Origin of the sequence: Nocardia sp. NPDC051833 (assembly GCF_040681225.1) — a bacterium.
Lineage (GTDB): Bacteria > Actinomycetota > Actinomycetes > Mycobacteriales > Mycobacteriaceae > Nocardia.
Genome location: NZ_JBFAYK010000002.1, coordinates 312,750 through 331,233, shown reverse-complemented (window position 1 = coordinate 331,233; position 18,484 = coordinate 312,750). Strand labels below are relative to the sequence as shown.

The window sequence follows — 18,484 nt, the reverse complement described above, 5'->3', positions numbered from 1 at the left end:
CATGACGGTGATCCTGCTCCGGCACGGAGTGTCCACGTCGAACACCGCGCGGACCCTGGCCGGTCGCACTCCCGGTGTCGAACTCACCGACCGCGGTACCGAGCAGGCCGCCGCGGTCGCCGACCGGCTGGCGACGCTGCCGATCGAACACATCGCCAGCTCACCGTTGTTGCGTTGTCAGCGCACGGTCGCCCCGCTCGCCGAGAAACTCGGCCTCGAACCCGAGCACGACGAACGGCTCATCGAGGTCGACTACGGCGAGTGGACCGGCCGTCCGCTGGCCGAACTGCTCACCGAACCGCTCTGGAAGGTCGTGCAGCGGCACGCCTCCGGCGCGGTGTTCCCCGGTGGGGAGGGCCTGGCTCAGGTCCAGCAGCGTGCGGTCGCCGCGATCCGCGACACCGAACGCCGGCTGTCCGAGCAGGCAGGCCGTGACGTGCTGTGGGTGGCCTGCGCGCACGGCGACATCATCAAATCGATCCTGGCCGACGCACTCGGCCTGCATCTGGACAGCTTTCAGCGGATCGCGGTGGAACCCGCCTCGATCAGCGTCGTCCGGTACAGCCCGGTCGGGCCGTCGGTGTGGAAGTTCAACGACACCGGCGCCGACCTGTCCGCCCTCGCAGTCATCGCCCCGCCGACTCCCGGTGGAGAGGTGAGCAATGGCGCGGGCGCGGATAATGGGAATGCGGGACACCGCGATTCTCCTTAGAGGGAGGGTGTTCGTGAGTGTCGAACAGGGTCACGTATCAGGAGGTGCATGTGTCACGCGCAATCCATGTATTCCGCACCCCCGATCGTTTCGTCGCCGGTACCGTCGGTGAGCCGGGCGATCGTTCGTTCTACCTGCAGGCCGTGCAGGAACCGCGCGTGGTCAGCGTGCTGCTGGAGAAGCAGCAGGTGAAGGTGCTCGCCGACCGGATGGGACTGCTGCTCGACGAGGTGGCCCGCCGCTTCGGCGCCGAGGTCCCGCCGCAGGGCGAGGACGTGCGCGATGTCGCGCCACTGGTGACCCCGATCGACACCGAGTTCCGGGTCGGCACCATGGGTCTGGGCTGGGACGCCGACGCGGGTGCCGTGGTGGTGGAACTGCTGGCGATCACCGAGACCGAGGTCGACGAATCGGTGGTGCTCGACGACACCGAGGAGGGCCCCGACGCCGTGCGGGTGTTCCTGACCCCGATCCAGGCCCGCGAGTTCGCGTTGCGTTCGGCGCGGGTGATCGCGGCGGGCAGGCCACCGTGCCCGCTGTGCGGTGAACCGCTTTCCGCGCGGGGGCACATGTGTGTGCGCACCAACGGCTACAAGCGGGGCGAGATCTTCGGCGCGGCCGAGCTCGAAGAGGAGTGATCCGGTGACCGCACTCACCGAAGGCGAGCTGGACATCGTCGGCCGGGTCGGCGTCGCCAGCAATCTGACGCTGGTGTGCGAGATCGCCGCGCCCGAGCCCGACGGCGCGCCGCTGCGGGTGGTGTACAAGCCGGTACGCGGGGAACGTCCGCTGTGGGACTTCCCGGACGGCACGCTCGCCGGCCGGGAAGTCGCCTCCTACCTGATCTCCGAGCAGCTGGGCTGGGGGGTGATCCCGGAAACGGTGCTGCGCGACGGGCCGTTCGGGCCCGGCATGGTGCAGCGCTGGGTCACCTCCGTCGACCATCACACCGAGCCGAAGCCGCGGCTGGACCTGGTCGACCTGTGCAGGCCGGGGACGGTGCCCGACGGTTTCTGCGAGGTACTGCGCGCCCTCGACGGCGAGGGCAATGAGGTGTCGCTGATCCACGCCGACGATCCACGCCTGCAACGGATGGCGGTGCTGGACCTGCTGCTCAACAACGCCGACCGCAAGGGCGGACACGCGCTCGAAGGTGTCGACGGGCAGGTCTACGGCGTCGACCACGGCATCTGCCTGCACACCGAGCCGAAACTGCGCACGGTGCTGTGGGGCTGGGCCGGACGTCCGGTGCACGCGTCACTGCTCGCCGACATCACCGCGTTCGCCGCGAACCTGCCGGGCTCGGTGGCCGATTCGCTCGCCGAGCACATCACCGACGCCGAGATCACCGCGCTGACCGAACGCACGAAAGCGCTGCTCGAGCATCCGGTGATGCCGATCCCGAACTCGTCGCGCCCGATTCCCTGGCCCGCGTTCTGATCTCAGGGTGGCCCTGACACGGTCTGTCTGCGCCCACGCTGCCCGGCCAGACTGATCGCATGCTCCGTTACCGTCTGCTCGGCCACACCGGCCTGCGCGTCTCCGAGTTCGCCCTGGGCACCATGCGTTTCGACGACCCCGTCGAGGCCGACCGGATCATCGGCGCCTATGCCGAGATGGGCGGCAATTTCCTCGACACCGCCAGCGCCTACGGCGAGAGCGAGACGATCCTCGGTCGGGTGCTGCGGGATCGCGACCGTTTCGTCCTCGGCACCAAATACACGCTCAGCCGCGACACCACCGATCCCAACGCGGCGGGCAACCACCGCAAGAACCTGGTGCTGTCGCTGGAACGCAGTCTGGCCAGACTGCGCACCGACTACGTCGACGTGTACTGGGTGCACGTGTGGGACCGGCACACCCCGATCGAGGAGACGATGCGCGCCCTCGACGAGGTGGTGCGGGCGGGCAAGGCACTGGCCATCGGCATCTCCGACGCGCCCGCCTGGGTGATCGCCCGCGCCAACACGCTCGCGCAGTGCCGCGACCGGACACCGTTCGCCGCCGTCCAGGTGCCCTACAGCCTGCTCGAGCGCGGTATCGAACGGGAGGTGCTGCCGATGGCCGAGGCCTTCGGTCTCACCGTCACCGCGTGGTCACCACTGGCCGGAGGAGTGCTCGCGCCGGGTTCGGGTCGCGCGCGGACGCCGTCGGAGCTGGCCGCGGTCGCCGCGGTGACCGAAGTCGCGACGGGGCTGGGTGTTCCGGCCGAGCAGGTCGCCCTGGCCTGGACCCGGCAGCGCAGCCGCGCGGTACTGCCGATTCTCGGGGTGAGTACCGCCGCCCAGCTGCGTGGCAATCTGGCGGCGGCCGAACTTCGTCTGCCCGCCGACGCGATCCGGGTGCTCGCGGACGCGGTGCCGTTCGAACGGGGCTTTCCGGCCGATTTCGTCGCCGAATGCGATGCCAGCCCGATGGTTTACGGTGACGCGGTGGACCGCGTCGATGTCGGCGATTCCGGCCCATGGATCCGTTGACGTCGGGTATCTTGAGGCTGCTTTTCCGGGTCGGGGCCGGTGCTAGTGTGCTCCAAGCACTTTCGTCATTCCAACGCAAGAGTCAGAGGAAATCTATGTCGACCCGATCGATCGTCACCACCTCCGCCGCCGCGCTGCTGCTCACCGGCGCCGTCGCCGCTGTGGCCGCGCCCGCGCAGGCCTTCCCCAGCGGATGGTGGAGCGAGAAGACCTACGTCTGCACCGCGACCGACCGCAACACCGGCGCTCCGCTGCCCGACGTCACCGTGCAGGCCGCCGATCAGGTCGGCGCCTCGTTCTACGCGCTGCCGCAGTTCGGCCCCGAGGTCGACGGCGCCAACGTGCAGTGCTACCTGCAGGCGTGAGCCTTCGATGAGCCCGGTGTCGCCGCTCCCGACGCGCGGCGACACCGGGCTCATCGCCCCGCACCCGGTTCAGCCGGTGTGCGCGCTGAGGAACCGCTCGATCTCCGCGGTCTGTCCCAGCACCGCGTGGCCCACCTCGGGCAGCACGCGAACATCACCCCGGGCGAAGCAGGCCCGCGCCCGTTCGGCGGTCCGCGCCGAATCGAAGAGCACGTCACGGCCGCCCACGATCACCAGGACCGGGATGTCCACCGCGCGCAGGTCGGCGTCGGGGAAGATCGGCAGCCGGCCGGTTCGCGGCGAGAAGTGCCGGAACGTCGACTCCACCTCGTCCAGGACCTCTGCGTCGTCGATACCGAGGACGGTGCGCGCGGAGTCGCGCACGGTCTGCCTGCCGATCAGCCGCAGGGCCATCCCCTTGATCAGCCACCCGAATCGCTGGCCACCCAGTCCGCCCGGGCACAGCAGCGTCAGCGCGTCGACCCGTCCGGGCCTGCGGAGGACGAAGTCCAGCGCGGTCCAGCCGCCCAGGGACATGCCGACGAGAGCGAAGGTGGTCAGGCCGAGGCCGTCGACGGCCTCCGACAGCCAGCTCGCGGTCTCGTCGCTGTTCAGCGCCAGGCGGCGGGGGGCACTGAAGCCGGGCTCGCCGGGCAGATCCACCGCGTACACGCGATAGCGGGTCGACCAGTCGCCGACATCGCCGCGCCAGGCGCTCGCGTTGGCTCCCGATCCGTGCAGCAGGACCAGCGGTGGCGCGTCCACCGGTCCGGAGGCGACGACGAAGGTCTCGCCCGCGGTGGTCGGGATCCGGATCTCCTCGTGCGGGACCGGCCAGGCGTCGAGGTGGGCGCGATAGCGCTCGGCGATGGCCTGGCGGCCGGTCTCGGAGGTGTAGATGCCGGTCATGAGGTGAGTACTCCGTCCATGTAGTCGAGCAGGCGGGCGGTATCGGCGAGACCGCCGAGCAGGATGACCTTGAGGCGCGAGCGCGCCGGGTCGTAGGCGGTGTCCACGCGCAGGGGCGTGCCACCGGGCCCCCGGGTGCCCGCCGCGCTCGTGAGCAAGGTGGTGATCCGGTCGGCGGTCGTGCGGTCGACGGCGTCGATCTCGACGATGCAGGACGCGTCGGCGTGCGGGCCTGCGGTCTCGGGCGTGCGGGGCGCGGTGATCGGCAGGCCGGTGAAGGCCTCGAGGTCATCGTGCGCGATGCGGTACTGCTTGCCGATGCGCGCCGCGGGGAGCTTGCCGTCGCGGACATAGCTGCGCACGGTGCGCACATGCAGCCCGAGCAAGTCGGCGACCTGCTCGACCGAGTAGAGACGATCCGTCATGAAACTACCGTAAACGAACATGCATATAGGGAGCAATAGGGAAGTTTAGGTAGGTGTGATGTGTGACAATGGTCGCGAAGCGCCCGTTTCGGCAACCATCGGCGCTGGTGCGGTGCATGATCATCGGCAATTCGTCCGCCACCGCCGTGACCAGCGGATCTGGCTGAACACAACCCTTGACGCAACCGCCGGAACACGTTTGTCTGCAGGTAGTGGGCCGCCCGGGCGACACCGCGGGCAACCGCCTGACCGGCCCGCGGACCGCTCGCCCCGGCGGGGGCTCTACCCTCGAATCATGCAGTCCTGGTCCGATATCGCCCTACCGACCGTCCCCGGAACAGGGCCGCCGTTGCGGTTGTACGACACCGCCGACCGCCAGGTCCGCCCGGTCACCCCCGGCGCGACCGCGAAGATGTACGTCTGCGGCATCACTCCCTACGACGCCACCCACCTCGGGCACGCCGCCACCTATCTGACATTCGACCTGGTCAACCGGCTGTGGCGGGACGCGGGCCACGACGTGCACTACGTGCAGAACGTCACCGACGTCGACGACCCGCTGTTCGAACGCGCCGCCCGCGACGGCGTCGACTGGCGTGACCTCGGCAGCTCCGAGATCGAGCTGTTCCGCGAGGACATGACCGCCCTGCAGGTGCTGCCCCCGCAGCACTACATCGGCGCCATCGAGTCGGTCGAGGAGGTGGTGGAGCTGGTGCAGAAGCTGCTCGCCGCCGGCGCCGCCTACATCGTCGACGACGCCGAGTTCCCCGACATCTACTTCCGCACCGACGCCACCGAGCAGTTCGGCTACGAGTCCGGCTACGACCGGGCCACCATGGAACAGCTGTTCGCCGAACGCGGCGGCGACCCCGACCGCCCGGGCAAGCGCGACATCATCGACGCGCTGCTGTGGCGGGCCGAACGTCCGGGCGAGCCGTCCTGGCAGGCGCCGTTCGGCGCGGGCCGCCCGGGCTGGCACATCGAGTGTGCGGCGATCGCGCTCAACCGCATCGGCACCGAGTTCGACGTCCAGGGCGGCGGCTCGGACCTGATCTACCCGCACCACGAGTACTCGGCCGCGCACGCCGAGGCGATCACCGGCGCCCGCCGCTTCGCCCGCCACTACGTGCACGCCGGGCTGATCGGCCTCGACGGCGAGAAGATGTCGAAGTCCAAGGGCAATCTGGTGCTGGTGTCGAAGCTGCGCCGCTCCGGCGTCGACCCGGCCGCGATCCGCCTCGGCCTGCTCGCCGGGCACTACCGCCAGGACCGGATGTGGACCGACGAGGTCCTCACCGCGGCCCAGAGCCGCCTGGCCCGCTGGCGGGAAGCCGCCGGACTGGCCACCGGCCCGTCGGCGGCCGACACCGTCGCCCGGTTGCGTCAGCACCTGGCCGACGATCTGGACACTCCCAAGGCGCTCGACGCCGTCGACAACTGGGTCGAGCAGGCGCTCACCTACGGCGGCGCCGACCCCGCCGCACCCGCGCTGGTGCGCGACGCCGTGGACGCGCTGCTGGGCATCACGCTCTGACGGTCGCGGGTCACCCGGCGACCTGCGTCGTCTCGTGACCCGCGCCGGGTACTGTCGCCGCAAGTGAGGCGCGGGGCGCTGTCGCGTCGTGCGTTCGACCGGCGACAGGAGCGTCGATGCCCGACACGCACCATCCCGCCACCGCTACGGCGACCACGGTCCTGCACGTCGGCGGACTGCATCGCGCGGGCTCCCGGCAGACCCTGGCCGCCGCGCTGCGCGATCGGCCCGGAGTCCTGGAGGTCGAGGCCAACCCGCTCGCCCAGACCGCCACCGTCACCTACGACCCGGCGCTGACCTCGGTGACCGACCTGCGCGACTGGATCCGGGACTGCGGATACCACTGCGCGGGCCGCTCGGTACCCACCCATCTCTGCGACCCGGGCAGTGAGCCGCCCGCGCCGGAGGGCGCTCCCGCGGGCACCGGTACACCGACCACTGCCGCGGCCGCGCACGACGCGGGGACGGCAGGACACCACCACGGCGGCCATGCCGCCATGTCCATGGACGACATGGCCCGCGACATGCGCAACCGGTTCCTCGTCGCGCTCGTCTTCTCCACCCTGGTGATGCTGTGGTCGCCGATGGCCACCCACATGCTCGGCCTGCACCTGGCGGTCCCGTTCGGGCTGCGCGTGGACGTGTGGGCGCTGATCCTGAGCCTGCCGGTGATCTTCTACTCCTCGACGATCTTCTTCACCGGCGCGTGGCAGGCGCTGAAGGCGCACACCCTCGACATGATGGTGCTGGTCTCGGTCGGTATCGGCACCGGCTGGCTGTATTCGCTGTCCGTGACGCTCACCGGCGGCGGCGAGGTGTTCTACGAGGCGTCGACGATGCTGGCGACCTTCGTGCTGCTGGGGCACTGGTTCGAGATGCGGGCGCGCGGTGGCGCCAACGACGCGGTCTCCACGCTGCTGGATCTGTCGCCGCCGAAAGCCGTCGTGCTGCGCGACGGGAACGAGGTCGAGATCCCCACCGCCGACGTGGCGGTCGGTGACGTGCTGCTGGTGCGTCCCGGTGCCAAGATCGCCGTCGACGGCGTCGTGCTCGACGGCTCGGGCGAGGTCGACGAGTCGATGGTCACCGGGGAGAGCCTGCCGGTCGACAAGGAACCCGGCTCCCCGGTCATCGGCGCGACCATCAACACCACCGGCAGCCTGCGGGTGCGCGCGACCAAGGTCGGCGCCGACACCGCGCTCGCCCAGATCGTGGAACTCGTACAGCAGGCGCAGAACTCGAAGGCGCCGGGCCAGCGCCTGGCCGACCGGGCCGCGTTCTGGCTGACCCTGGTCGCCCTGATCGGCAGCCTGACCACGCTGGTGGTGTGGCTGCTCGCCGGCGCCTCGCTGAGCCGGGCACTGCTGTTCGCGATCACCGTGGTCGTGGTGACCTGCCCGGACGCGCTGGGTCTCGCGACACCGACCGCGATCCTCGTCGGCACCGGCCTCGGCGCGAAACGCGGTGTGCTGTTCAAGAACGCGACCGCGCTCGAGGACGCGTCGCACATCGATGTGGTGGTGCTGGACAAGACGGGCACCCTCACCAAGGGCGCGCCGGAGGTCACCGACGTGGAGCCCGCACCCGGCGTCGACACCGGTCGGATGCTCGCCCTGGCCGCGGCGGTGGAACGCGAGTCCGAGCATCCGCTGGCGAAGGCGATCGTCGACTACGCGAAGGGCCAGGACGCGCGGACACTGTCGGCGACGGAGTTCCGGAACGTGCCCGGCCGCGGTGCGATCGCCACCGTCGACGGGCACCGCGTCGTCGTCGGCAATCGCGGTCTGCTCGAGCAGGAGCACATCGCCCTTGGCGAGCTGGCGACCCGACGCGACGACCTCGCTGCCTCGGGGCACACCGCCGTCCTGGTCGCCGTCGACGGCACCGCGGCCGCCGTGATCGCCCTCGCCGACGCCCCGCGACCCACCTCCGCTGCCGCGGTCGCCGCGCTGCACGAGCTCGGCGTGGACGTTTTCATGCTGACCGGCGACAACCACGCGACCGCGCGGCGCATCGCCGACGACCTCGGCATCGACACCGTGATCGCCGATGTCCTGCCCGGCGACAAGGCCGACCGGATCGCCGAACTGCAGCGGGCGGGCAGGAAGGTCGCGATGGTGGGCGACGGCGTCAACGACGCGCCTGCCCTCGCACGCGCCGATCTGGGCATCGCCATCGGTGCCGGTACCGACGTCGCCATCCAAACCGCCGACGTCGTGCTCATGCGCTCGGACCCGTTCACCGTGTCGACCGCGCTGCGTATCGGGCGTGGCACCGTCCGCAAGGAACACCAGAACCTCGCCTGGGCGGTCGGCTACAACGGCATCGCGCTGCCGATCGCCGCCGGGGTGTTCGCGCCGTGGGGGCTGACGATGCGCCCGGAGATCGCGGCCATGGCGATGTCGGGATCGAGCTTGATCGTCGCTCTCAACGCGCTGCACCTCAAACGCCTGCCGCTGCCCGAACCGCCCGACCGGCGACGCGCCGGTGCGGTTTCCGGCCGTCGGCCCGCGAACCGTGCGTCGAGGCTCTAGATTCGTGCCATGGAATCGATCGAGATCGATACTCCGACCGGACGAATCGACGCCCTGATCGCCCGCCCGCAGGGTCCGGGCCCGTGGCCGGGCGTGGTCGTCCTCCACGACGCCCTCGGCGTGAACGCCGACCTGCGCCACCAGCTCGAGATCGTCTCCGGCGCGGGCTATCTGGCGATCGCGCCGAACCTGTTCGCGCGTGGCCGGGTGCGCTGCATCCAGCAGGCGTTCCGCGCCGTCGCGTTCACCGGGAAGGGGCCCGCGGTGGGAGAGATCCTCGCCGCGCGTGACCACCTCGCCGGCGATCCCGACTGCACCGGCCGGATCGCGGTACTCGGTTTCTGCCTCGGCGGCGGCTTCGCGCTGCTCACCGCGCCTCAGGGTTTCCACGCCTCGGCACCGTTCTACGGCAGTCTCTACGGCGATTACAAGACGCTGCTCGACGGCGCGTGCCCGGTGGTTGCCAGCTACGGCAAGCTCGATCCGGCGCTTGTGGGCGCGGCGGGCAAGCTCGAGGCGGCGCTGACCGCGGGCGGGGTCGAGCACGACATCAAGACCTACCCGAACGCCACCCACAGCTTCGCCAATGTGCTGCCCGGAAACGCCGTGCTGGAACGCATCGGCATCGGCTACGACGCGGCCGCCACCGACGACGCCTGGCAGCGCATCTTCGCCTTCTTCGACCGGCATCTGCGCACCGGGGCGTGAGCCGCGCGCCACGGTAGCCGGGAGTGTGCGGCGTTTATACTGTGGCCAAGCGCAGCTGACCTGCCGTCGATCGGAGAGCGTCACATGGGGTACCAGCGCATCGTGGTGGGGACCAACGGCTCGGAGTCCGCGCAGACGGCGGTCGCCGTCGGCGGCGACCTCGCGGTCAAGCTCGAACTCGGGGTCACCGTCGTGAGCGTCTGGAAGGAAGCGACGCTGAAGGCGGGCACCGACGCCGCCTGGGCCGAGGAGAACACCGCGGCCGCCGCCGAGGTGCTCGCCGAGGTGGGTGTCACCGAGGTAGTGCGCAGCGAATTGCCCGGCACGGCGGGCGCGGTCCTGCTCGAGGTCGCCGCCGCCGAACCCGGCACCCTGCTGGTCATCGGTGGGGGCGGGCTGGCCAGTTCGAAGGCGCGCCTGCTCGGGTCGACCGCCAATCACGTGTCCCACCACAGCGAATCCGATGTGGTGTTCACCCACAAGATCCCGAAACGCTGGACCACTGTCGGTCTCACCACCGACGGGTCGGCGAGCTCGATCACCGCGGTGCGCCGCGGCTACGACGTGGCCGTGGCGCTCGGCGCCCGCCCGTTCCTGGTGACCGCCGCCAAGACCGACGACGACGGCGCCGTCACGCTGATCGAGGTGGAAGGCCAAGCCCAGGTCGAGGATCCGGAGCTGTTCGGCCGTGATGTCCTCACCGGTGTGCCCGCGGCCGAGGCGATCTGCAACGCGGCCTGGAAATACGACCTGGTCGTCATCGGCAATCGCGGAATGAGCGGTCCCGCACGGTTGTTGGGCTCGGTCGCCAACAAGGTCACCCACGACATCGACACCAACCTGCTGCTGGTCAACACCACCCACACCTGAACGGTCGCCCAGTCGGCGAGTTTGCTCCGGTTTTGCGGGTAACCGCGAAAGCTGCCCGAAACCACCTGGTCGGTCACTTATGATGACCCGAACGCGCGAGGTTCGGAACACGACGGAGTGGACGCCGGATGAATGCTGGGATCGAAGCGGCGGGCTTCTTCGGCCTGCTCGACTGGGAGAAGACGACCGGCCTGAGCAAGTTCTGGGTCGACATGATCAGCATTCCGATCTTCAGCGCCATGGCCGGCTTGATCACCAACTGGACCGGCGTCATCATGCTGTTCGCGCCGGTGCGCTTCACCGGGTTCTACGTTCCGGGCCTCAAGACGATCTTCCCGCTGCTGCCGCGCAAGGTGCAGATCCTGCCGACCTTCGCCCCCGGCGGCATCCTCGGCTTCCAGGGCTTCATCCCGGCCCGCGCCGAGAAGATGGCGAGCCTGATGGTCGACAACGCCGTCGCCAAGATCGGCACGGCCAAGGACTTCTTCGACCAGATGGATCCGCGCAAGATCTCCGCGCAGGTCGCCCAGGTGGCGCTGCCGAACGTGCGGTCGATGGTCGACTCGATCATGGTGACCGAGCATCCGCAGCTGTGGGCCGACATGCCGCCGCGCGCACGCGAAGTCGTGTACTCGCGGGTGGAGGCGGAACTGCCCGCGATCACCGATCGCGCCTTCGACTTCATCGGCGCCAACATCGACCAGCTGCTCGATGTGAAGCTGATGGTCGTCGGCTATCTGCGGCGGCGCCCGGAACTGCTCAAGGACGTCATCTACGGGCTCGGCGCGCCGGAGCTGCGGTTCATGACCCGCAGCGGGGTGATCGGGTTCCCGTTCGGGGTCGTCGTCGCGCTGTGGTTGTCGTTGCTGCACTACAGCACCCCGCACGGGGACACCCCGGCGGTGATCTCGCTGCCCGGCTGGCTCTACGACATCCTGCACTTCCTGCCCGCGTGGGCGTGGGTGCTGTTCGGCGGCGCGGTGGTGGGTGTGCTGGTCAACATCATCGCCATCAAGGTGGTGTTCGAGCCGGCCACCCCGCAACCGCGCTACAAATACCCGTGGCGGGTGGCGAAATTCGCCAAACGTCAGCATCAGGCGGCGGCCGATCTCGGGCACGCGATCGGCTATCAGATCGTCACTCTCGACGTCGTCGCCGAGCAGCTCCTGGAGGGGCCGAGCGGCGACAAGACCCGCGCGGTCATCGCCCACTTCCTCAAGGCCGAGATCGACCGGGTGCTGGGGCCGCTGCGGTCGGTGACCCGGCTCGCGGTGGGGCCCCGCCAGTTCGACGCCATCCAGGCCACCGCGGGCGCGAGCCTGGCGACGGAGATGAAGCCGTGGCTGGTCGACGATGTCGAGTTCTCCCAGACCACGGCGGCCAGCGTCGACCGCCTGGCCACCGAGAAACTGCGTGAACTGCCGCCGGAGGAGTTCGTCGAAATGCTCTACACCGCCATCGAACAGGACGCCTGGCTGCTCTACGCGCACGGCGGCGCGCTCGGTGTGCTCGTCGGCGCCCTGCATCTACTGGTCTTCGGAGCGTGAGCATGGACGACCGCGAGAACCTGCCCGAACCCACCCCGGAGCCCGGGATCCCGACCGATCTGGTCGGGCTGGCGCGCATCGCGGGACTGTCGTTGCGCCACATCGTCGGCGCGGTCACCAAGGGCGCGCTGCACACCGCCACCGACCTCGCCGACGACATCCGCGCGGGTGAGCCGATGTCGCAGATCATCGACGAGCGGATCGACGCGCTGCGCAAGATCGCCCTGGGCGCGCTCGGGCTCACCAGCACCGCGTCGGGGGTGTACGGGCAGGCCGAAACCAGTGTGGGCGCCGCGGACTTGAAGGCCATGGGCGACGCGATGATCACCGAGGGCTGGGATTCGGCGCAGCAGCCCCGCGACCTGCATCCCTCGTTCGTGCCGATCCTGCACGACCTGACCCCCGACGAGGCGCGCATCCTGCGGTTCCTGGCCGTCGCCGGCCCGCAACCCGCCATCGACATCCGCACCAAGGCGCCGTTCGGGATCGGCTCGCAGCGCCTGGCCGACGGCATCAACATGATCGCCTACATGGCCGGCTGCGCGCTGCCCGAACGCGATCACCACTACCTGGGCAATCTGAGCAGGCTCGGGTTGGTGCGCTTCTCCACCGAACCGGTCGCCGACTTCCGCCGCTACGCGTTCCTGGAGGCCCAGCCCAGTGCTCAGGCCGCCTACAAGTCGGTGAAGATGCGGGCGATCAGCTCCTACCGCAGCATCTACCTGTCGGTGTTCGGCAAGCAGTTCTGCGACGCGTGTTTCGTGCTCGGCGACTACACCGGGGGCGGCTGGGCCAGTGACGATCGTGGTGACGTCTACCTGGGCAAGGGCCCCCGGCTGCCGTGAGCCGCGTCAGTCCTTGCCGCGCAACGCGTCCAGCACGCCGGCGAACATCACCGACTTGATCGCGGTCAGCGTGGGCTGGTCCTTGCCACCGTACGGGGCGACGGTCGCCAGCGCGGTGTCGAGCACCGCGTCCTCACCGACGGCGGCGTCGACCAGGTCGTAGGCCAGCGCGTCGGTGCCACCGAAGCGGCGGCCGGTGGTCATCGCGGCGACCGCGGTCCGCGGCGGCACCTTGGCCTGGATCAGCGCGGCCATGCCGTTGGTGAACGGGATCCGGATGTCGGCCTCGGGGAAGCAGAAGAAGCCGCGATCGGCCCGCATGACCCGGTAGTCGTGGGCGACGGCGAGCATGGCGCCCGCGCCGAAGGCGTGCCCGCCGATGGCCGCGGCGGTCGGCATCGGCAGCGTGAGCATGCGGCCGAACAGGGTGTGCACGGCTTCGACGTACTCGGCGGCGCGATCGCCGTTGGCGGACAACCAGTCCAGGTCCAGACCGTTGGAGTAGATCTTGCCGGTCGCGGTGGTCACCAGCGCGGCCGCGCCCTCGGCGACGGCGGTGTCGAGATGGGCGTGCACCTCGGTGATGAAGTCGGGGGAGAAGCGGTTCTCCCCGTCGCCGAGGTCGAGGATCGCGATCGCGTCGTGGTGGCGCAGGGTGGGCATGGAGGGGTTCCTTTCAGCGGGGGCCGAGTTCGAGCACGGCACGGACAGCGGCGCGCAGATGCCTGCGGGCCAGGGGATCGGTGAGCCGGTCGCGCCGCAACAGCAGCGCGGTCGGCAGGTCGACCAGACAGGTGGTGACAGTGGCGACGCCGCGCCGGTCGGCCCGGCCCCACAGCGCCCGCGCGACACGCGACAGCGCGGTCAGCAGCGCCTTCTCGGTGTCGGCGATCTGGCGGGCGAGGTCGGCGGGCAGATCGCCGTGGAGGAGTTCGGTGCGGTCGACGAGCAGCAGCAGGCGAGCCGAGTCGGGGTGGACGTCGGCCAGGCGCGCCGGCGTCTCGGCGGCGTCGACCACCGCGGCGATCCGCGCGTCCGGGTCGGTGGCGGCGACGGCGCGATCGATGTCGGCGGCCTGCAGGGCAAGGAACCGGCGGGCGGCGCGTAACCAGGTGCGCGCCAGCACTTCCTGGCGGGAGCCGAAGGTGTGGTACAGCGCGCCGTTGGACACCCCGGTCGCGGCGGCGACCGCGCGCACGGTCACCGCCGCGGAACCGGAGCGCGCGGCGAGGTGCTCGGCGGCGTCCAGCACGGTCTCCGGGTCGTGAGTTCGCGGTCTCGGCATGAACAAAAGTTTACAGAGCGTCTGCTCTGTTATTCCATCCGGGTGCACTTGTCACCTGGTAGCGCGCGGATTTTGTTCCAGCACTTGGTATTTCGATCTCACGTTGCGCTATTCCGCCACAGCATAGACTTCGTTATGCTCGCGCGAGCCCTCGTTACGATCGGGTACTGTTCGCATTCTTCGGTCCTGTCCGCACGCACAGATCGGCATCGCGATGTCCCGAGTGGTCACCAAGGAGCAGTACTACGACACCGCCGTGGCGGTGCTCGCCGAGTTCGGCTTCAAAGGCCTCAACATCGGTGTGCTGTGCCGTCGCCTCGGGGTCACCAGCGGCTCGTTCTACCACCACTTCGGCTCGTGGCAGGGGTTCGTCGATACCCTGCTCGAGCACTGGGAGAACCGGCAGATGCTCGAGCTACGCGCGCTCGATGTCGGCCACGGCGATCCGGACGCCGACGTGCGCGCCATGTCGGAACTCGCGGGCGGACTCGAACACGGCGCCGAAGCCGCGCTGCGCGCCTGGGCGGCCAACGACGAGTCGGTTCACGTGGCGGTCAAGCGTGTCGACGAATCCCGCCGCCGCACCGTGCATCGCGTGATCGACAGCGTCGTCGGCGACCCGGCCACCGCCTCCGTCGTCACCGAGTTCGGAATGGCGATGCTGATCGGCTACCAGCAGCTCGCCGCCACCGGCGAACCCACCGAACTCGACCAGCTGCTCGCCGAATACGCGCGGCTGATCTATTCGCACCGGCCTCAGCCCAGCAACTCGTCCACGTAGCACCAGCGCCACACCTCACCGGGCTCCACGCTGCGCATCACCGGATGCGCCGAGGACCGGTAGTGCGCGCTCGCGTGATTGCCCAGCGACGACTCACAGCAGGCGATGTTGCCGCAGTCGGTGCACATCCGCAGATGCACCCAGGCCAGCCCCTCCGCCACGCACTCCCGGCACACCAGCGCACCGTCCGGCTCCCGCAGCAGCGGCGCGTGTTCTAGGTGGGTGCAGCCGTCGGCGGGCGCGGCGCCCGAGAGCGGTTCGGTGCCGGGTTCGTCGTCGGCTTCGTCGAAGCGGTCGATCATCGATTCCTCGAGGTCCAGGCGCGCGAGAACGTGCTGCAGCACTTCGTAATCCACCGCGCCCGCGTCCCGGACCGCGAGCACGGCATCGCGTTCGGCGGCCAGCATCGCCAGCCGCAGACGCCGGTACTCGGCCGTGGGGGTCACCAGTTCGGCCTCGGGACGGCCCAGGCGTTCCCAGGCCGCGTTGGTGCGCCAGATCAACCGTTGCCGCAGCGACTCGATGACCAGTTCCGGCGTGTCCGGGCCGATCCGCTTGTCCAGCTCGGCCAGCCCCGCGCTCGACGCCTGTTGCAGCAGATCGGCTTTCGCGAGCGCGTCCTCGGCCCGGCTCGGCCCGCGCAGCCGCAGCAGCCGCACCAGCCACGGCAGCGAGGTGCCCTGCACCAGCAGGGTGCCGCCGACGACCACCAGCGCCAGCAGTTCCAGCACCGGCAGCTGCGGGGTCGACTCGGGGAGCAACAGCACCGCGGCCAGGGTCACCACGCCGCGCATTCCCGCCCACGACACCACCGCGGCATGGCTCAACGGCTCGGTCTCGCGCCCGAACAGCCGGGCCACCAGCACCGGCGTGAACACCCAGATCGGCCGGGCCAGCATCACCGCGGCCAGCACCGCCACCGCGGCGACCAGCAGGGTGCCCCGGTCCAGCCCGCTGTGCCAGGCGGCCTCGACGATCCAGCGCACCTGCAGGCCGATGATCAGGAAGACCGTGCTCTCCAGGATGAACTGGATGGTCCGCCAGTTCGTCGACTCGGCGACCCGGGAGGCCGCGCCCTGCCAGCGTTGCGCGCCGTGCCCGAGGATCATCCCGCAGGTCACCACCGCGATCACCCCGGAGGCGTGGACGTGCTCGGCGGGCAGGTACGCCACGAACGGCGCGAGCAGCGACACCGTCGTGTCGAGCACCGGGTCCTTGATCCGCTTGCGCAGCACCACCAGTGCCGCCGCGACGGCCCCGCCCACGACCGCCCCGCCGACCGCGGCGAGCAGGAAGTCCCCGCCGATCTGCCACACCGTCACCGCGCCCGCCATGGCGGCGATCGCGCCGCGCAGCGACACCAGCGCCGTCGCGTCGTTGAACAGCGATTCGTCCTCGAGGACGGTCACGATGCTGCGTGGCATGCCGGTGCGGCGGGCGATCGCCGTCGCGGCCACCGCGTCCGGCGGCGCGACCACCGCGCCCAGCGCGACCGCGGCCGCGAACGGGATCGGCAGCAACCACCAGGCCACCAGCGCCACCGCGAAGGTACTGAACAGCACCAGCCCGACCGACAGCGACGCGATCGTGCGCAGATTGTCCTTGAAATCGACCAGCGAGGTCCGCAGGGCCGCGGTGTAGAGCAGCGGCGGCAGCAGCCCCAGCAGCACCACCTCGGGCTCGAGATGCACCTGCGGCACCATCGGCACATAGGACGCGGCGACGCCGGCGACCGTCAGGACGAGGGGTTCGGACACCCCGAACCGTCGCGCCAGCGCCGCCAGCGCGGTCGCCGAGCCGACGAGAATCACCAGACCGATCGCCACATGCACGACCAGCATTCTTCCATCGCGGTCACTCCGGAGACGCCCCGCGCTCAGCCGACCTGCTCGGCACTCCCGAGGTGGCCGATCTCGCCCCACACCCGCAGGCCCAGCCTGCTGCCCTCGCGCCGCCACTGCGACACCGACGCGTTCGGGACCGGTTCGAGCGAGTCGGGCACGGCGGCGCCCATGCCCTCCAGGATGTAGCGCATCGACATCACCACCGCGTCGTGGGTGACCACCAGCACCTGCTCGCCCGCCGCGACGACGTCGAGTTCGTCGAGGAAGCTGCGCACCCGCAGGGCGACATCGGCCAGCGACTCGCCGCCGGGCGGCCGGTAGACCCAGTTGCCGACCCGTTCGCGCCGGGCCGCCTCCTCGGGGGAGCGGCGCCGGATCGCCTTGTACGGATGCAGTTCGAACACCCCCATCTCGCGGTCACGCAGTCGCTCGTCGACCAGGGTGCGGATCGGGCGCAGGTGCCGGTTCCGGGTGACGGCGGCCTCCGCCATCACCGCCCAGGTGAGCCGGGTGCGCAGGTAGGGGGAGCAGACCACCAGCCCCGGCCGCTGGACGCCGGCGAGACCGGCAAGCCACTCACCCAGGCTCTGCGCCTGCCAGCGCCCGAGCTCGGTCAGTTCGACCTCGGCGTCGGTGCCGCGCATCGGCCGCAGTTCGGTCGCCGGGTCCGCGTACCAGGCGTTGGCCGTGCTCTGGGCGTGCCGCACGGCCCACAACCCGTCCAGCGCGCGTGGCACCGTCAATCCTTCGGGCACCTGCACCCACCCCCTCCGCTGCTCGAACCCCATCGATGTCCTTCGTGCTCGTCCCGTCGTGCCCGGACGCGCCAGGGAATAGCGGCTTCGTTGCCGGCGTTGTACCCCGAGAATTGAACGCCTGTCCAGATATTTCCGGCGGATCGCCGCCGGATTTTCGTGTGCCGGAGGAGGCCCGCTTGACCACCAGAGTAGAGATCTGGACCGACATCAACTGCCCGTTCTGCTACCTCGGGAAGGCGCGCTTCGAAGCCGCACTGGCCGAGTTCGACCATCGCGACGACGTCGAGGTCGTGCACCGCTCCTTCGAACTCGATCCCGGCCTGCCCACCGACGAGTCCGGCCCCGTGATCCCGCGCATCGCCGCCAAATACGGCATCAGCGTCGAGCAGGCCGCCGCCAACGAGCGCGGCATCGGCGCCCAGGCCGCCCAGCTCGGCCTGCCCTACCAGACCTCCGGCCGCGACTACGGCAACAGCTTCGACATGCACCGCCTGCTGCACTTCGCCCTCGACCTGGGCAAGCAGGACGCCCTGCTAGACGCCCTCTACGCGGGCAACTTCGCCGAAGCCGAACCGGTCTTCGCCGACACCGAACGCCTTGTCGCCCTTGCGGTTCGCGCCGGGCTCGACGAGACCGCCGTGCGCGACGTCCTCGCCGACCCGCACGCCTACGCCGACGCCGTCCGCCAAGACGAACGCGAAGCCGCCCAGCTCGGCGCCACCGGCGTGCCGTTTTTCGTCTTCGACAACAAGTACGCCGTCTCCGGTGCCCAGCCCACCGAGGTCTTCACCCAGGCCCTGACCACCGCCTGGAACGACCGCCTCGCGCCGCTGGTGATCGCCGACGCCGACGCCGACACGTGCGGCCCGGACGGCTGCAAGATCTGACCC

Annotated in this window: 19 protein-coding genes; 13 read left to right on the top strand and 6 right to left on the bottom strand. The window is 70.2% G+C overall.

Translation table 11 applies throughout. The features are described 5' to 3' along the window. The first annotated feature begins 1 nt into the window (after position 1). The 5 genes from AB0L91_RS19515 (at position 2) to AB0L91_RS19495 (ending at position 3,554) form a co-directional block, all read left to right on the top strand. Positions 2 to 712, top strand: a complete 711-nt coding sequence (locus AB0L91_RS19515) for a histidine phosphatase family protein (protein ID WP_365011789.1) — start codon at positions 2 to 4, stop codon at positions 710 to 712. A gap of 50 nt (positions 713 to 762) precedes the next feature. Beyond that, positions 763 to 1,350: a DUF3090 domain-containing protein gene (locus AB0L91_RS19510; RefSeq protein ID WP_355272148.1), complete on the top strand. Its 588-nt coding sequence runs from the start codon at positions 763 to 765 to the stop codon at positions 1,348 to 1,350. Between the two features lie 4 nt (positions 1,351 to 1,354). Further along, the gene (locus AB0L91_RS19505) at positions 1,355 to 2,152 is read left to right on the top strand and encodes an SCO1664 family protein (RefSeq protein ID WP_365011787.1); all 798 of its coding nucleotides are present in this window, start codon (positions 1,355 to 1,357) and stop codon (positions 2,150 to 2,152) included. 59 nt (positions 2,153 to 2,211) lie between these two features. Continuing rightward, positions 2,212 to 3,189, top strand: a complete 978-nt coding sequence (locus tag AB0L91_RS19500) for an aldo/keto reductase (RefSeq protein WP_365011786.1) — start codon at positions 2,212 to 2,214, stop codon at positions 3,187 to 3,189. Positions 3,190 to 3,284: 95 nt separating this feature from the next. Next, entirely contained in the window at positions 3,285 to 3,554 is a 270-nt protein-coding gene (locus AB0L91_RS19495) for a hypothetical protein (protein WP_355272142.1), read from the top strand. Between the two features lie 69 nt (positions 3,555 to 3,623). On the opposite strand, the gene AB0L91_RS19490 is transcribed toward AB0L91_RS19495, so the two are convergent. Both AB0L91_RS19490 and AB0L91_RS19485 read right to left on the bottom strand, forming a co-directional pair. Beyond that, positions 3,624 to 4,463, bottom strand: coding sequence for an alpha/beta fold hydrolase (locus tag AB0L91_RS19490; RefSeq protein WP_365011784.1), 840 nt, complete (start codon positions 4,461 to 4,463; stop codon positions 3,624 to 3,626). Next, complete coding sequence (locus tag AB0L91_RS19485) at positions 4,460 to 4,888, bottom strand: helix-turn-helix domain-containing protein (protein WP_357347014.1); 429 nt, start codon at positions 4,886 to 4,888, stop codon at positions 4,460 to 4,462. The genes AB0L91_RS19490 and AB0L91_RS19485 overlap by 4 nt, the downstream gene beginning before the upstream one ends. A gap of 295 nt (positions 4,889 to 5,183) precedes the next feature. Between AB0L91_RS19485 and mshC the strand changes: the two genes are divergently transcribed. From mshC to AB0L91_RS19455, 6 genes are all read left to right on the top strand, one after another. Next, the gene (gene mshC / locus AB0L91_RS19480) at positions 5,184 to 6,422 is read left to right on the top strand and encodes a cysteine--1-D-myo-inosityl 2-amino-2-deoxy-alpha-D-glucopyranoside ligase (protein ID WP_365011783.1); all 1,239 of its coding nucleotides are present in this window, start codon (positions 5,184 to 5,186) and stop codon (positions 6,420 to 6,422) included. A gap of 116 nt (positions 6,423 to 6,538) precedes the next feature. Then, a complete protein-coding gene (locus AB0L91_RS19475; protein WP_365011781.1) occupies positions 6,539 to 8,956 on the top strand; it encodes a heavy metal translocating P-type ATPase in 2,418 nt (805 codons plus the stop codon). Between the two features lie 9 nt (positions 8,957 to 8,965). After that, positions 8,966 to 9,664, top strand: coding sequence for a dienelactone hydrolase family protein (locus tag AB0L91_RS19470; RefSeq protein WP_365011780.1), 699 nt, complete (start codon positions 8,966 to 8,968; stop codon positions 9,662 to 9,664). Positions 9,665 to 9,748: 84 nt separating this feature from the next. After that, the gene (locus AB0L91_RS19465) at positions 9,749 to 10,534 is read left to right on the top strand and encodes a universal stress protein (RefSeq protein ID WP_365011779.1); all 786 of its coding nucleotides are present in this window, start codon (positions 9,749 to 9,751) and stop codon (positions 10,532 to 10,534) included. Positions 10,535 to 10,662: 128 nt separating this feature from the next. After that, positions 10,663 to 12,081: a hypothetical protein gene (locus AB0L91_RS19460; protein ID WP_365011777.1), complete on the top strand. Its 1,419-nt coding sequence runs from the start codon at positions 10,663 to 10,665 to the stop codon at positions 12,079 to 12,081. Between the two features lie 2 nt (positions 12,082 to 12,083). After that, positions 12,084 to 12,926 (top strand): Abi-alpha family protein, encoded by an 843-nt coding sequence (locus AB0L91_RS19455; RefSeq protein ID WP_355273024.1) that lies wholly within the window; start codon positions 12,084 to 12,086, stop codon positions 12,924 to 12,926. Positions 12,927 to 12,932: 6 nt separating this feature from the next. Here AB0L91_RS19455 and AB0L91_RS19450 read toward each other — a convergent pair whose 3' ends face one another. Together AB0L91_RS19450 and AB0L91_RS19445 are read right to left on the bottom strand one after the other, a co-directional pair. After that, a complete protein-coding gene (locus AB0L91_RS19450; RefSeq protein ID WP_365011775.1) occupies positions 12,933 to 13,589 on the bottom strand; it encodes an enoyl-CoA hydratase-related protein in 657 nt (218 codons plus the stop codon). A 13-nt stretch (positions 13,590 to 13,602) separates the two neighbouring features. Then, positions 13,603 to 14,211 carry a TetR family transcriptional regulator gene (locus AB0L91_RS19445; RefSeq protein ID WP_365011773.1) on the bottom strand — a complete coding sequence of 203 codons (609 nt, stop codon included), beginning with the start codon at positions 14,209 to 14,211 and terminating at the stop codon, positions 13,603 to 13,605. A gap of 214 nt (positions 14,212 to 14,425) precedes the next feature. Between AB0L91_RS19445 and AB0L91_RS19440 the strand changes: the two genes are divergently transcribed. Further along, positions 14,426 to 14,992, top strand: a complete 567-nt coding sequence (locus tag AB0L91_RS19440; RefSeq protein ID WP_365011772.1) for a TetR/AcrR family transcriptional regulator — start codon at positions 14,426 to 14,428, stop codon at positions 14,990 to 14,992. Here the strand turns inward: AB0L91_RS19440 and AB0L91_RS19435 are convergent. Beyond that, positions 14,968 to 16,833 carry a Na+/H+ antiporter gene (locus AB0L91_RS19435; RefSeq protein ID WP_365011770.1) on the bottom strand — a complete coding sequence of 622 codons (1,866 nt, stop codon included), beginning with the start codon at positions 16,831 to 16,833 and terminating at the stop codon, positions 14,968 to 14,970. The two genes, AB0L91_RS19440 and AB0L91_RS19435, sit on opposite strands and share 25 nt — an antisense overlap. 35 nt (positions 16,834 to 16,868) lie before the next feature. Beyond that, a complete protein-coding gene (locus tag AB0L91_RS19430; protein WP_365011768.1) occupies positions 16,869 to 17,573 on the bottom strand; it encodes a histidine phosphatase family protein in 705 nt (234 codons plus the stop codon). Positions 17,574 to 17,770: 197 nt separating this feature from the next. Between AB0L91_RS19430 and AB0L91_RS19425 the strand changes: the two genes are divergently transcribed. Beyond that, positions 17,771 to 18,481, top strand: coding sequence for a DsbA family oxidoreductase (locus tag AB0L91_RS19425; RefSeq protein ID WP_365011766.1), 711 nt, complete (start codon positions 17,771 to 17,773; stop codon positions 18,479 to 18,481). The last annotated feature ends 3 nt before the right edge of the window (positions 18,482 to 18,484 follow it).